This is a genomic window from Hymenobacter sp. M1-2 (assembly GCF_057808495.1).
This window is the reverse complement of record NZ_JBTYZO010000001.1, coordinates 484,992-498,108: the sequence shown is the minus strand read 5'-3', so window position 1 is coordinate 498,108 and position 13,117 is coordinate 484,992. Positions and strand designations below refer to the sequence as shown.

11 protein-coding genes are annotated in these 13,117 nt (G+C 58.9%); 9 read left to right on the top strand and 2 right to left on the bottom strand.

The features are described 5' to 3' along the window. From ACYSMN_RS02030 to ACYSMN_RS02020, 3 genes are all read left to right on the top strand, one after another. The coding region (locus ACYSMN_RS02030; protein WP_488922163.1) for an RICIN domain-containing protein at positions 1-842 on the top strand (842 nt) is incomplete at its 5' end. Positions 843-928: 86 nt separating this feature from the next. After that, positions 929-3,235, top strand: coding sequence for a GH92 family glycosyl hydrolase (locus ACYSMN_RS02025; protein WP_488922162.1), 2,307 nt, complete (start codon positions 929-931; stop codon positions 3,233-3,235). Between the two features lie 722 nt (positions 3,236-3,957). Next, complete coding sequence (locus ACYSMN_RS02020; RefSeq protein WP_488922161.1) at positions 3,958-4,677, top strand: hypothetical protein; 720 nt, start codon at positions 3,958-3,960, stop codon at positions 4,675-4,677. 117 nt (positions 4,678-4,794) lie between these two features. On the opposite strand, the gene ACYSMN_RS02015 is transcribed toward ACYSMN_RS02020, so the two are convergent. Continuing rightward, entirely contained in the window at positions 4,795-7,086 is a 2,292-nt protein-coding gene (locus ACYSMN_RS02015) for a DUF5060 domain-containing protein (RefSeq protein WP_488922160.1), read from the bottom strand. A 167-nt stretch (positions 7,087-7,253) separates the two neighbouring features. On the opposite strand from ACYSMN_RS02015, the gene ACYSMN_RS02010 reads away from it, so the two are divergent. The 5 genes from ACYSMN_RS02010 (at position 7,254) to ACYSMN_RS01990 (ending at position 11,311) form a co-directional block, all read left to right on the top strand. Then, positions 7,254-7,988: a DUF481 domain-containing protein gene (locus ACYSMN_RS02010; RefSeq protein WP_488922159.1), complete on the top strand. Its 735-nt coding sequence runs from the start codon at positions 7,254-7,256 to the stop codon at positions 7,986-7,988. A 169-nt stretch (positions 7,989-8,157) separates the two neighbouring features. Beyond that, a complete protein-coding gene (locus ACYSMN_RS02005; RefSeq protein WP_488922158.1) occupies positions 8,158-8,703 on the top strand; it encodes an RNA polymerase sigma factor in 546 nt (181 codons plus the stop codon). 209 nt (positions 8,704-8,912) lie between these two features. After that, positions 8,913-9,371: a hypothetical protein gene (locus ACYSMN_RS02000; RefSeq protein ID WP_488922157.1), complete on the top strand. Its 459-nt coding sequence runs from the start codon at positions 8,913-8,915 to the stop codon at positions 9,369-9,371. Between the two features lie 27 nt (positions 9,372-9,398). After that, positions 9,399-9,881 carry a hypothetical protein gene (locus ACYSMN_RS01995; RefSeq protein ID WP_488922156.1) on the top strand — a complete coding sequence of 161 codons (483 nt, stop codon included), beginning with the start codon at positions 9,399-9,401 and terminating at the stop codon, positions 9,879-9,881. 233 nt (positions 9,882-10,114) lie between these two features. Then, entirely contained in the window at positions 10,115-11,311 is a 1,197-nt protein-coding gene (locus tag ACYSMN_RS01990) for an aspartate aminotransferase family protein (protein ID WP_488922155.1), read from the top strand. A 62-nt stretch (positions 11,312-11,373) separates the two neighbouring features. Here ACYSMN_RS01990 and ACYSMN_RS01985 read toward each other — a convergent pair whose 3' ends face one another. Continuing rightward, the gene (locus ACYSMN_RS01985; RefSeq protein WP_488922154.1) at positions 11,374-11,811 is read right to left on the bottom strand and encodes a tellurite resistance TerB family protein; all 438 of its coding nucleotides are present in this window, start codon (positions 11,809-11,811) and stop codon (positions 11,374-11,376) included. Positions 11,812-12,061: 250 nt separating this feature from the next. On the opposite strand from ACYSMN_RS01985, the gene pfkA reads away from it, so the two are divergent. Next, positions 12,062-13,033 (top strand): 6-phosphofructokinase, encoded by a 972-nt coding sequence (pfkA, locus tag ACYSMN_RS01980; RefSeq protein ID WP_488922169.1) that lies wholly within the window; start codon positions 12,062-12,064, stop codon positions 13,031-13,033. Positions 13,034-13,117 lie beyond the last annotated feature (84 nt).

Below are 13,117 nucleotides of genomic sequence, written 5' to 3'. Positions count from 1 at the left end.
AAGTGCGGTGGGGCGACCAGGCATTCGACTACACCTTGCCCGCCGGGGCCGTGGCTACCTTCCAGTGGAGCGGTACGCAGAGCGGCGGCGGCACCGGGGGCGGGAGCGGCATCGTTTCGGGCCACACCTACGAAATCAAAGGCCGGCAAAGCGGCAAGGCGCTGGACGTACCGAACTCCAATACGGGCAACAGCGTAGCCTTGCAGCAGTACGAAGCCAACGGCAGCGCGGCGCAGCAGTGGACCATCACGGATGTGGGCGGCGGCTACTACAAGATCGTGAATGTGAACAGCCAGAAAGGGCTGGATGTGCGTGATGTGCGCACCGACAACAGTGCCCCCATTCAGCAGTACGATTACGTGGGCGGCTACAACCAGCAGTGGAGTTTTGAGGACACGGGCGACGGCTACTACAAGATCAAAAACCGCAACAGTGGCAAGTACGCCGACGTGTACGCCCAGTCGCTCGACAACGAGGGGGCCGTGGTGCAGTGGGAAGATTCGGGCCTCACCAACCAGGAGTGGCGACTGACAGATCTAAGCGCGGGCCGCACGGCGTTGGCCACTGCTGCCAGCCAGGCCGAGGAGTTGCGTTTGCAAGTGTACCCGACGACCGTAGACGCCGAAATTCGCCTCGAATACACGGCTGAGCAGGCGCAGGCCCTAGGCTTGCAGCTCGTGGACATGACGGGCCGCACGGCCGTGCCCAAGGCAGAGGCCAGTGTGAAGAAGGGCCTCAACCGGCTTACGGTGCCGGTGGGTACGGTGCGCCAGGGTGTGTATCTGCTGAAGGTGACGACGCCGGCCGGCTTGCTTACGCGCCGCGTTATTGTGGCGCGGTAGTTTTTTAGCGTGCTAAGCGGGTTTCCTTCTCTGGGTTGGGGAAGGAAATCCGCTTTTGCTTTTCCTCTCTTTTCTTCTTTGTGCGCATGTCCTTTTTCCGTTTCATCGGTCCTCTACTCCTGCTGCTGGGCGCCCGTCAATTGGTGGTCGCGCAAGCCCCACAGGGCCGGCCGGCTCCTGCTCGCCTCACCGATTTTGTAAATCCCTTTATTGGAACGGGTGGGCACGGGCACACGTTTCCGGGCGCGACCCGGCCTTTCGGGCTGGTGCAGCTCTCCCCCGACACCTATTACTCGGGCTGGGATTGGTGCGCCGGCTACCACTACGACGACGCCAGCATCATGGGGTTTTCGCATACTCACCTCAGCGGCACCGGCATCGGCGACTTGGCCGATGTGCTGCTCATGCCCAACACCGGGCCGGTGCAGTTTGAGCCCGGCTCCCGCGAGCGGCCCGACGAAGGCTACCGTTCCCGCTTCTCGCACGCGCAGGAAAAAGCCGAGCCGGGCTATTATGCCGTGTTCTTGCAAGACCCCAATGTGCAGGTGGAACTCACGGCCACGGCCCGCGCGGGCCTGCACCGCTACACGTTCCAGGGTGGCCCCGACGGCCACATCATCCTCGACCTCAAACACGGCATCGACCCGCTGCGCGACTGGATAACGGAGCGGGTGGTCAACTCGGAAATCACGCTCGAAAACGACTCTACCATCAGCGGCTACCGTATTTCTACGGGCTGGGCGCAGTTGCAGCCCTTGTACTTCGTGCTGCGGTTTTCGCGGCCCGTGGCGGTGTACGGCTTCAACGTGAATGGCCGCTTCCAGCCCGGCAACCGACAGGCCCACGGCAACGACCTGAAGCTGGCCGCCACCTTCACGGATCTGGATAAGGGGGCCCTGCTGGTGAAAGTGGGCTTCTCGACGGTGAGCATTGCCAACGCCCGCCAGAACCTGCAAACCGAGCTGCCCGGCTGGAATTTCGAGCAGGTGCGCGAACAGGCCCGCCGGGAGTGGGAAAGCCAGCTGGCCAAGATCAAGATAACCGGGACGCCGGAGCAGAAAGCCATTTTCTACACCGCGCTCTATCACAACAACGTCGCGCCCAACGTCATCAGCGATCCGAGCGGGGAGTATTTTGGGCCCGATTATAAGTACCACCAAAGCCAGGGCGCCTACTATTCCACGTTTTCGCTCTGGGACACCTACCGCGCCACCCATCCGCTGCATACCCTGCTGGAACCCGAACGGGTGGCAGACATGGTGCACACGATGCTGGAACACCAGAAAATCAGCGGCTACCTGCCCATCTGGACGCTCTGGGGCAACGAAACCCACGTCATGATCGGCAACCACGCGGTGCCGGTCATCGTGGATGCGTACCGCAAGGGATTGTTGCCGCCCGCGCTGGTGGAGCCGGCCTACGCGGCCATCCGCGAAACGCTGCGGCGCGACCACCAAAACTCGCCCTGGCAGGTGTACGACCGCCTGGGCTACATGCCGAGCGATGTGGAAGTAAATGGTGTGTCGAAAACGCTGGAAATGAGCTACGACGACTGGTGTGCCGCCTACATGGCCCAGGCGCTGGGCCACACCGACGACTATCAGTTCTTCCTCAAGCGCAGCCAGTACTACCGCCACCTATACGACCCGGCGGTGGGCTTTTTTTGGGGCAAGAACAGCGCCGGGGAATGGACGACGCCCTTCTCTGCTTTTCGGGCCGACTATAATTCGGACTACACCGAGGGTACGGCCTGGCAGTGGCTTTGGTACGTGCCCCACGACGTGCCTGGCTTGGCGGACCTACTCGGCGGCCCGGCCCGTTTCACGCAACGCCTCGACTCTCTTTTCGAGCTGAAAATGGCCGCCGAAAGCACCGTGAGCGATATGACCGGACTAATGGGGCAGTACGCGCACGGCAACGAGCCTAGCCACCACATTGCCTACCTCTACACCTACGTCGGCCAGCCCTGGCGCACCCAGCAGCGGGTGCACAGCATCCTGACCAGCCAGTACCACAACGCCCCCGATGGCCTGAGCGGCAACGAGGACTGCGGGCAGATGAGCGCCTGGTACATCTTCTCCGCTATGGGCCTCTACCCCGTCAACCCCGCCGATGGGCGTTACGTGTTTGGCTCCCCGCTGCTGCGCGAGGCGGTACTGACGGTAGCGGGTGGCAAGCAGTTTCGCATCCTGGCCCGCAAGGCGTCGGCGCAGAACCAGTACATTCAGGCCGTGAAGCTCAATGGCAAAGCCTACCCCAATACCTACGTCACGCACGCCGCCATCATGGCCGGGGGCATTCTCGAATTCACGATGGGCCCGAAACCTAACTACCAGTTTGGTACGGCCCCGCAAGCCCGGCCCACGGCCGTAGTTACAGCCCCGAACCGCTAGCGGGTTTGTTGTTTCTGGTCCCTTCGTCTTTCGTTGCGGCGGTTGGTCCACGCAGAATCTATACGCGGGAAAAGGCTACTGAAACCAGTCCTGACAAGGCGACATATCGGTAGCTTTTCAACAGCTCTAAACCAGCCAAGACCCGCTCGGGCTGGCAAAAGAGGATGCGCATCTATCTAAGTCGCCACGCTCTTGCCCGCTGCTGTATTGCGTTTTCATGGGTACCCCCGTTGCGGAGTGGCTGCGTGGCGGCTTTCGGATTGTAGGTTCCAGTTGGTGGCACGTTCCGCGCCGCATAGCGGTGCTAGAATCACTGGCTGCTCTGGCACCGCTACGCGGTGCTACCTTGTGGAAGAAGCCGTGTGCTACAATTCTGGAGCCGCTACGCGGCCACGCCGCGACGGGGGGTAGCTATTGAAACCGTGCGGAGTTGTTCAGAAAATGCCGAGACCCTTCGCACAGGCGTGCGGAGAGTTCCAGAAAATGGCGGGGTGTTTTGCACACGTGTGCGGAGGCTTCCACAAAGTGCTGGGCGCCTTTGCACACCTGTGCGGAGGCTCCCAGAAAGTGCTGAGCGTCTTTGCACACGTGTGCGAGGCCGTCCAGAAAGTGTTGGGGGGGTTTGCACAGGTGTGCGAGGCATTCCCACACTTTATGATTGTATAACCCAAGTATTCTATATAAATAGTCGAACGTTTCACTCTTTAAGTTCAATCTTTCCTATGCTTGCGTTTGATAAAATCTTCGACAACTGGTTCGACGACGTGAACATCAGTTTTGAAAGCCTAGAAGCCGGCACCCGCGACCATTTGGAACGGCTGCGCCAGGGCAATGAAAACGGCCGTTTCACGGCCTTGATCGACGCCACAGAGGCTCGTTACACGGCCTATTTTGGGCAGCGCAGCCAAGCCGCCACGGCCCGCACCAGTGGCCAGGGCAGCACGCTTACTCTCAGCAACGCCATTGATGCGCTGCTAAAGTGGATTACCGGCGAAGGCCGGGAGTACATTCTCTACAAGATCAAGGATGAAGCCGGACGCCTGCGTTTCTTTCCCCGCGGCGCATCGGAGTATCACCAGGCGAAGAACACCGAATGGCCGGGCCTGCTCGAACGCCTCGATAAGGCTTTCGCGGACCTAGGCAGCACTTTCGAGGCTGACATCACTACCGCCTACGCCAAGCACCGCCAGAACCTGCTCGGCGCGCTGGACAGCCAAAGCGGCCAAAACAAGAAGAAAGCCGACGCGCGCATTGGCTCCCAGGCCGAGCGAGCCTTACTTACCAAGCAGCTCTCGCGCAATGCCCGCACGCTAGGACTGGAATTTGAGGACCAGCCCGCGCAAGCCGCCTCGTTCTTCGACAAGAAATACTTCAACCAACACCAGCCCGCTCCCAAACCGGCCGAAGCCCAACCCACCCCCGGTAAACCGTCCTGGCTCTAAGCAGGTCTTCTCCCTAAAGCGCCCGGCTTCATTTCTACGGAAGTCGGGCGCTTTTGCGTTATGCCCCTCCAACGCGCATTCATTGGCCTTTTCCTTGGCCCCACGCCGCAAGTAGGGTTAGCGGCGCGGCCGGGCTTTGGCAGGTGCTTTCATTGGGGTTTTGACGGCTCTTTTAGCGGGCGCCTTGGCAGCGGCTTTCACTGGGGCTTTGGCGGGAGCGGCCTTCACGGGTGGCTTCTCTTCCAGCCACGTCAGCTTGAAGCCGTAGTCGGGAGCAAAAGGCGGGGTGCCAAGCGGCCGGAGCGGCGGCACCGTGAAAGAGAGCTGACCATTGTCGTTTCGCACTTCGGTAGTGAACTCCGGAATGATGCCGCCCTGCTCCTTCTTGCCGTCGCGGTTGACATCATAATAAGGATAGGTGCTGAAAAACTCCACCTGGTAGCGGCCGGGCCGGGCTACATCCGGAATAGTGACCCGCTGCCCTACGAGAGCTGGGATGCTGTCGGGCGTGGAGGGTTGGTTGTCGTTGTACTCTACGCAGGTAGGATTTGTGGTGGAGCCAGCTTGGTGCGGCAGCTTATACCAGTAGTTGTACCGGTTGTGGACCCATCCTACTACCCGCACCGGGCTGCGCAGGGCAAACACTTCCAGGTTAGGGTCGGAGGTAGAAGCCCCAGCAGGCGCAAAAGCTGGATTCTCGACGTCCTCTTTGCTGGTTGCCCACACCGGAAAACAATTGCCGGGCGTAGTGGGCGTGTGCGGGGTGTCTTTAGGGCCCGGAGTGCCGGGGCAGGGACTGGCAATAACGTCGTAGTCTTCGCCGAAAATAGGGTTGCCCGTCAGAAACAGCTGCAACGGCTTGAAATAGTGGTATTGGCCCCCGTAGCAGAAGCCGAACACCTGGTTGGCCCACCAATAGAGAGCCGCGCCCCCGGATCCATTGAAAGTCGATGCCCACAAGGTATTGTGCATCTCGTTCAGATCATGGTAGTTGACGCCTCGCGGGTATTGCTTGGCCGTGAAACTGGAGGTTCCATACCAACAATCCTTTTCGATGCCCAACGCAAATTCAGCCAATTGATACGGCTTGCTTGGATATAACAATGCCGCCCGCCGTGCCAGAAAAGCCCTTTGGTGCTCCGAGTTCAAGTCGGAACTATAATAATGGTCCTGCACGAAATCGAGTTGAGTCGAAGCATATAATGGCGGACCATTCTCTCGCTTGTAGGCGCCACTAAAGGCATACCCGAAGGAGTTGGTGTACAAATGCTGCGGCGCGAGTGAGCGGGCATAGGCAATCATCTCATCCGACCAGCGGCCAACATGGCTTGGGTTTTTGCCGTCCCAGAAGGTATCCTTAGAACCGGAGCCGTACAGATCGGCCTCGTTCATCATTTCCAAGGCAAACAAAGCGGGCGAATATCCCCAACGGGCCACTACGTACCGAATCTTCTGCCGGAAAAGCTGCCGGCATAGGGAATCAGTGAAGAACTGAATGGGCGTTGCCGCGGAGTCCAGCAGTCGTCGATAAGGATGTTGCCGCCAAGAATGTCCGAAACCATCGGAGTCGAATATGTCGGTCGCGGAGCTTAAGGCCACTTGCAGGTACACGCGGCGGCGGGCAGCTTGCTCAACTAGGGCATCGAGGTCGTAGGCGCGATTCTGGCGGGCATCGTAGCGCCCGGCCGGTCCATCGGCCCACTCAATCCCAAACTGGGCGGGCATCATCATGAGGCGCAAGAAATTGCCCCCGTTATCGGCCGTGCGCGTAATGCCCTTTCGTACATCGAGGTACGGTAGGCGGGAGTAGCGGTCCTCGAAGCCTTTATCAACGGCGTTCATGCCAATTGGGAAAAACACGCTGCCATCGGCGAAAGCGAAATTGCGGCCGTTGGGATGCACCCGCACGAATCCAGGGTTGCTGGAAGCCGCCACGGTGAAGTACACTACCGGGCTCGTGACGGTGGTATCGGCGTGGCGCACCAGCAGGCGGTAACTCCAGCGGCCTGCCTCGGGCGGCGCAAACCGAATGCGCCAGGGCAGCCTGGTCGGCACTGGCCGGAGGTATTTGGGATCTTCTGGGCAGTCGGCGCAGTAGAGGCAGGTATCGGTGGGGCTGCGGCGCGGGAAGGGCGGGCAGGTGGTGCAGCGCTGAAAGTCTTGGTACCAGAAGCCTATGGCCCGGTGCACTTCGCCGCTAGGCGCTATAAACTCCGCCCCCACGCTAATTTCGGCGGGGTCATAGGGGTTGCGCACTTGGGCTACATCCAGGGACAAGCCTAGCTCCAGCTTCTGAAATTTAGTAAGGGCTGTGGCCCCTATCCGGCGATACTCCACAATGCGCACCGCCCACGCAGACTGTCCGGCCAGCAGCCCGATCAGGGAAAACAAAAGAAAAAAACGATGCATAGAAGCAGCAATAATTCGTAGCGAACCGTAAGCTCAAGCTCGTCAAAACTACTAGCCCAAACGGTTTAAAGTCATTATTGAGTGGCCTGCCCAAAACTATTTCTTGTTTTTTGCGCTGAGGCTCTGGCTACACCAGCTGGGTTGCTCTTCTCTGTTGCCTGTTCTGAATGTCTTTTCTTCTCCGGCCAACGGCCATTTTCCTGGTGTTCTTCTGCCTTACAATAGAAGCCCGGGCTCAACGCGCCGATACGACTATCATCGCCTATAATGGCCAACTTTCCGGGCAGTACGCGGCGGGCGGCGTTAATCGGACCTTGCTCACTACAGCCCATAGCGTCACGTTTTCGCGGGGCAAGCATGTTGGGCTACCCGTGAGTGGCAGCTTTTCCTACGGCAAGCAAGACCGGCTGCTGAAGGAGCGGGAGTTTCTGTTCAACGCCACGCCCTACTACTGGCTGGGCCGTTTCCGCGCCTATGGCATCGGGGCGTATGAGCGCAGCAACCTTCGCGGCATCGACAACCGGATTCAGCTGGGCCTCGGACCCGGCTGGGCCTTCTATACCGACTCGCTGGGCCGCGAAGTGTCGGTGAGCAATCTGTTTATCCGCGAGGCGACTTACTTCCAGGACGGCTCGGACCGTGTGGTGTCGCGCAGCTCCTTGCGGCTGAAACTGGTATATTCTTACGGTGTTTTTTCGCTGAATTCCACCACCTTCTACCAGCCCAACCTGCGAGGCTTCGCCGATTATCGGGTAAACCAGCTTAGCGTACTAGCTCTGCGCTTCACGCCGCGCTTCGCCATTACGGCCAACTACACTTATACCTTCGAGAGCCGAGTGCTGGAAGGCAAACCGACCGACAACACCAACGTGACGGTAGGAGTAGCATTTAGCACGAAGTGAGCATAGTGGCTCACAAGCAAATGCGCCCCCGGCCTAATTACAAGTTCGCCGACGACGCCTCGGCAAGATTCTATAGCTGGTTTTTATACTTGGCATTAAACCTCGGCTTTTCTTAGCACTCTAACCGGCTACTTACCGCTTCCCGCCGCTCCTAACCCGCTTCTTCTGCTTGGAAGACCAGGACATTCTGCTCAAGTTTCAAGACCCGGCCTCGCGCAACGTGGCCTTCAACCAGCTGGTGCGCAAGTATCAGAGCAAGGTGTATTGGCACGTGCGCAAGATGGTTATCGACCACGATGATGCCGACGACCTGACGCAGGACGTGTTTGTAAAAGTGTGGAAGCACCTGGAGAACTTTCGGCAAGATGCCTCGCTCTACACCTGGCTTTACCGCATTGCCACCAACGAGTGCCTCAGCTTTTTGCAAAGCAAGCGGCGCAAGTTTTTCCTGCCTCTCAACGATGTAGCCGCCGAGCTAACTGCCAAGGTGGAAGCCGACCCCAGCCTGACCGGCGACGATATTGAACTGCGCCTCCAGAAAGCCATTCTCAAGCTCCCCGACAAGCAGCGCCTCGTATTCAACCTGCGCTACTACGATGAAATGCCCTACGAGCAAATGGCCGAAGTAACGGGTACCAGCGTAGGCGCGCTAAAAGCTTCCTACCACCACGCCGCCAAAAAAATAGAACAGTACATCACCGAAGATCCACGCTAACCTTGACTGCAAAGACCTTTCAAATGCGAAACGAATGGCGATGTCGCGCGTGGCACGGACTTTAGTTCGTTGCCTTAGTTGCTAGGTTGCTCCCGCCTGGCGCGAAGAGAGCAAGGCGACGGACTAAAGTCCGTGCTACGCATTTCCTGAAAAGTCATTTTAGTTGGTATTCTCTTTAAACTCTGCGGCTTCAGCCGCTTCTAAGTGCCATGAAAACTCCTTTTCGTCTGGATGAGCACCCGCGCCGGCCGCAGCCCCTGGCCCCGCCCCCGGACGGCTACTTCGACCGGCTGCCCATGCGCGTAATGCAGCGCGTCCAAGCCGATTCTTCTCCCGCAACGGTGCCCGGCTGGTTGGCGACGCTGTCGGCCCCGTTGCGCACGGCGCTGGCTACTACGGTGGTGCTGGGCGGCTTCGTGGGCACGTTCCTGCTGAGCCAACCAGATGCTCCGCTTACATCTGGCTCGTCTTCGGCGGCCACCTTGGCTGCCGTGCCCCATACCGACATGGTGGAATATCTGCTGGCCAGTGAGCAGCGGATAACTCTCAACGACTTAGCCGAACTGCCCGCCGCCGAGCAGGCGCTACCCAACTCCTACCTGCAAGCCTCTCCTAATGAGTTGCAGGACTTGCTGGACGCCCAGCCCATTGAAGACTCCTATCTGTAACCTCCCCTCCCGTTCCGACTCTTCCCCATGCATAATTTCCTTCGCAGTTTGCTTTTGCTGTGCCTGCTGGCCACCGTGCCGGCCGTAGCGCAACGCAGTGGCGACCAGGGCGGCCGTATGAGCCAGCTCGAAAACGCCAAAATCGCCTACATCACCGAAAAGGTGGCCCTCACGCCCGATCAGGCCCAGCGGTTCTGGCCCGTCTACAACGAATTCTCGGCCAAGCGCCGCGACCTGAACCGCCGCATGCGCCAACTCCGCGCCAACGACCCCGACGGCCTTTCCGACGCCCAGATCAAGGATAATCTCTCCCAGGCGCTTGCCTTGCGCCAGCAGGAAGTGGACCTGGAAAAGGAGTACTTCAATAAATTTCAGAAGCTGATTACCATCCGCCAAGTGGGCAAGCTGTTCGTGGCCGAGCGGCAGTTTACCAAGGAAGTGCTCCGGCGCGTAGCCGACCACCGTGGCGGCCCTGACCGCACTCCGGCCGCGGCTGGCTTAGACGATTAGCCAGTAGCGCGAAGCTCCAGCTTCGCGCCTCGTTGCTGAGGTTGAACGACTGACGGCCGCACCGCTGCAACGTCCGTCGTTCAACGATGCGCGAAGCTGGAGCTTCGCGCTACAGTCAGGCCCGAGCCGACGGCAAGTTTGCACGTGACTGCTCGTACCGGATACTCGCTTTGCTCGTCGCGGAACAGATTTCCGCGCTACTTTTTCGCGTCGGTGGGCCGTACCTTTGCGGCATGCTTACGCCCCGCCAGCTTTTCCTGCGCCACCAGGCCCAGACTTCCGATTTTCCGCTGCTGCTGGAGATTGAGCGGGCCGAAGGCGTGTACATGTACGCTCCCGACGGCCGGCGCTACCTCGACCTGATTTCCGGCATTGGCGTCAGCAATGTGGGGCACCGCCACCCGCGCGTTATCGCCGCCATTCAGGCCCAGCTCGATAAATACCTGCACCTGATGGTGTACGGCGAGTTGGTGCAGGCCCCACCCGCGCTGCTGGCCCAGGCCCTGCACGAAACCCTTCCCCCCCACCTCGACAGCGTTTACTTCACCAATTCCGGCACCGAGGCCATTGAAGGCGCCCTCAAACTAGCCAAGCGCCACACCGGGCGCACGGGTCTGCTCAGCTGCTTCAATGCCTACCACGGCTCCACGCACGGCGCGCTCAGCATCACCGGTTCCGAAGGTTTCAAGAATTCCTTTCGCCCGCTGCTGCCCGATGTCCAGCATTTGCGCTACAACAACCTGGAAGATCTGGCCCTGATATCCGAGCATACGGCCGCCGTCATCATCGAAACGGTACAGGGTGAGGCGGGGGTGCGGGTGCCGGAGCCAGGTTACTTGCCCGCGCTACGACAGCGCTGCACGGAGGTGGGCGCGCTGCTTATTCTAGATGAAATTCAGTGCGGCTTTGGGCGCACCGGCACGCTCTGGGCGTTCGAGCAGTTTGGGGTGGAGCCCGATATTTTGGTCTGCGCCAAGGGTATGGGTGGCGGCATGCCTATCGGGGCCTTTATTTCGTCGCAGGAGATAATGGCGGGCTTCAAAACCAACCCTATTTTGGGCCACTGCACCACGTTTGGCGGGCATCCGGTGTCGTGCGCGGCGTCGCTGGCTACGTTGCGGGTTATTCAGGAAGACAATTTGCTGGCCAGCGTGGCCGAAAAAGCAGCCCGCTTCCGGCGGCAGCTCGTGCATCCGGCCATTCGGGCGGTGCGGGGCTGCGGCCTGCTGATGGCCGTAGAATTCGACTCGTTCGAGGTGCTCAAGCCCATCATCGACCAGGCGCTCTGGCACGAAGGCATCCTCACTGACTGGTTTCTGTTCTGCGACAACTCACTCCGCCTAGCTCCGCCTCTCATCATTACCGACGCCGAAATCGACGAAGCCTGCGCCGCCCTACTACGAGCTATATCTTCGATAATGGAGAATTAGGAGTGAAGAATTAGGAATTAGTCGTTCAATGGCTCCTTGTGGGGCGCCTGAATAATCAATTCTTAATTCTTAATTGATTTCAACAGCAGCTGGGTTTCGGATTTGATGTCTTCGCGGTCCATGCCGTCCTTCACACCTTGGGAAATTTGCTTGACTAGCAGATTCACTATGTCTTTGCGAAAGCCGAGCTTTTCGGCCATGATGGTGCAAAAGTCCATCTCGTTGTCGTCCACAATGCCATCGGCCAGCATCATGTCTACCATGTCAAAAATCTGGTCGAAACGCTCCGAATCATTGTCGGGCACCACCATGCGACTGGTGGCGCTGTTGGCCACCAAGGACTGAATCTCCGCGTTTCGAATGCCATTCTTCTTACCCACGGCGATGATGAATTTCATTTCGCGCTCGTCGAGGTGGCCATCGGCTTTGGCTAGCGCGGCCAGGTTCTGAATATGGCTTTTGACCTTGCGGGTTTGCTCGTTTTCAAAAAAACCAAACATAGGTGGGATGTTGCTTAAGGGTCGGGAAGAGAACAGCAAAGCCGCCCGGCCGGGGGCGGCGAGTGGAAGTTACTCGTCGGGATGCTGGTTTCCAATAGGTCGTTTACGCAAGGCAGAAAAAAACAGATAGCTCGCTCCTCTTGGTTTTAGCCTAAAAAATCCCGGACGGGGTGGCTTTTCGCTGTCGATTTACCACCTTTGTCCGCTCCGGGCTCTTAGTGAGCCTTAGAAACTTTTGAACAGGAGGATGATGAAACGTATAGCAGTTTTCACCAGCGGCGGCGACTCGCCGGGTATGAACGCCTGCATCCGCGCCGTAGTACGTACGGCCGTTTATCACGGCATCGAAGTGTATGGCATCATGCGGGGCTACAGCGGCATGATAAAAGGGGAATTTGTCCGGCTGGACTCCGCTTCCGTAGCCAACACTATTCAGAAAGGGGGCACCATCCTCAAATCGGCCCGCAGCCAGAAATTTATGACCAAAGAAGGCCGCCAGCAGGCTTTCGACCAGCTCGTCAATAATGGTATCGAAGGCTTGGTGGCTATCGGTGGCAACGGCACGTTCACCGGTGCCACGCTTTTCGAAGAGGAGTTTGGCATCCCCACGGTGGGCGCGCCCGGCACCATCGACAACGACCTGTACGGCACCGACTACACCATCGGTTATGACACGGCCGTGAACACGGCTCTGGAAGCCATTGACAAAATTCGCGACACCGCCGACTCGCACGACCGGTGCTTCTTTGTGGAGGTGATGGGCCGCGACTCCGGCTACATTGCTATTCCGTGCGCCATTGGCGGCGGGGCCGAAATTGTAATGATTCCCGAAACGCAGATGTCGACGGAAGCCGTGATTGATTCGCTGCAATCGAGCTGGCGGCGCTCCAAAACCTCGTTCATCGTGGTGGTGGCCGAAGGTGATGAGGAAGGCAACGCCCACATGGTGGCCCAGAAAGTAAAGGAAGCCATTCCCGAGCTGGATACCCGTGTTACCATTATCGGGCACATTCAGCGCGGCGGCGCCCCTTCTGCCGCCGACCGGATGCTAGCCTCGCAAATTGGCATTGCGGCCGTGGAAGGCCTGCTCAACGGCATGCGCAACGTGATGGCCGGCATCGTGGACCGCAAACTCGTGTACACACCCTTCAGCGACACCATTCACAAGAAAAAGCTCATCAACCAGAGCTTTATGCGGATGGTGGAGATTCTGAGTGTGTAAGTTGTTAAACAAATTGCCCCTGTCATTGCGAGCAACGCGAAGCAATCCTTCCTCTCTGAGACCAGTTTTCCTAACCAGACAAGC

Bases quoted from the DNA above. Each gene is read 5' to 3' on its own strand.
- ACYSMN_RS02000 (WP_488922157.1), top strand. From the start codon at position 8,913: ATGAAAACTCCTTTTCGTCTGGATGAGCACCCGCGCCGGCCGCAGCCC.
- ACYSMN_RS01985 (WP_488922154.1), bottom strand. From the start codon at position 11,811: ATGTTTGGTTTTTTTGAAAACGAGCAAACCCGCAAGGTCAAAAGCCAT.
- ACYSMN_RS01990 (WP_488922155.1), top strand. From the start codon at position 10,115: ATGCTTACGCCCCGCCAGCTTTTCCTGCGCCACCAGGCCCAGACTTCC.
- ACYSMN_RS02020 (WP_488922161.1), top strand. From the start codon at position 3,958: ATGCTTGCGTTTGATAAAATCTTCGACAACTGGTTCGACGACGTGAAC.
- ACYSMN_RS02010 (WP_488922159.1), top strand. From the start codon at position 7,254: ATGTCTTTTCTTCTCCGGCCAACGGCCATTTTCCTGGTGTTCTTCTGC.
- ACYSMN_RS01995 (WP_488922156.1), top strand. From the start codon at position 9,399: ATGCATAATTTCCTTCGCAGTTTGCTTTTGCTGTGCCTGCTGGCCACC.
- pfkA (WP_488922169.1), top strand. From the start codon at position 12,062: ATGAAACGTATAGCAGTTTTCACCAGCGGCGGCGACTCGCCGGGTATG.
- ACYSMN_RS02025 (WP_488922162.1), top strand. From the start codon at position 929: ATGTCCTTTTTCCGTTTCATCGGTCCTCTACTCCTGCTGCTGGGCGCC.
- ACYSMN_RS02015 (WP_488922160.1), bottom strand. From the start codon at position 7,086: ATGCATCGTTTTTTTCTTTTGTTTTCCCTGATCGGGCTGCTGGCCGGA.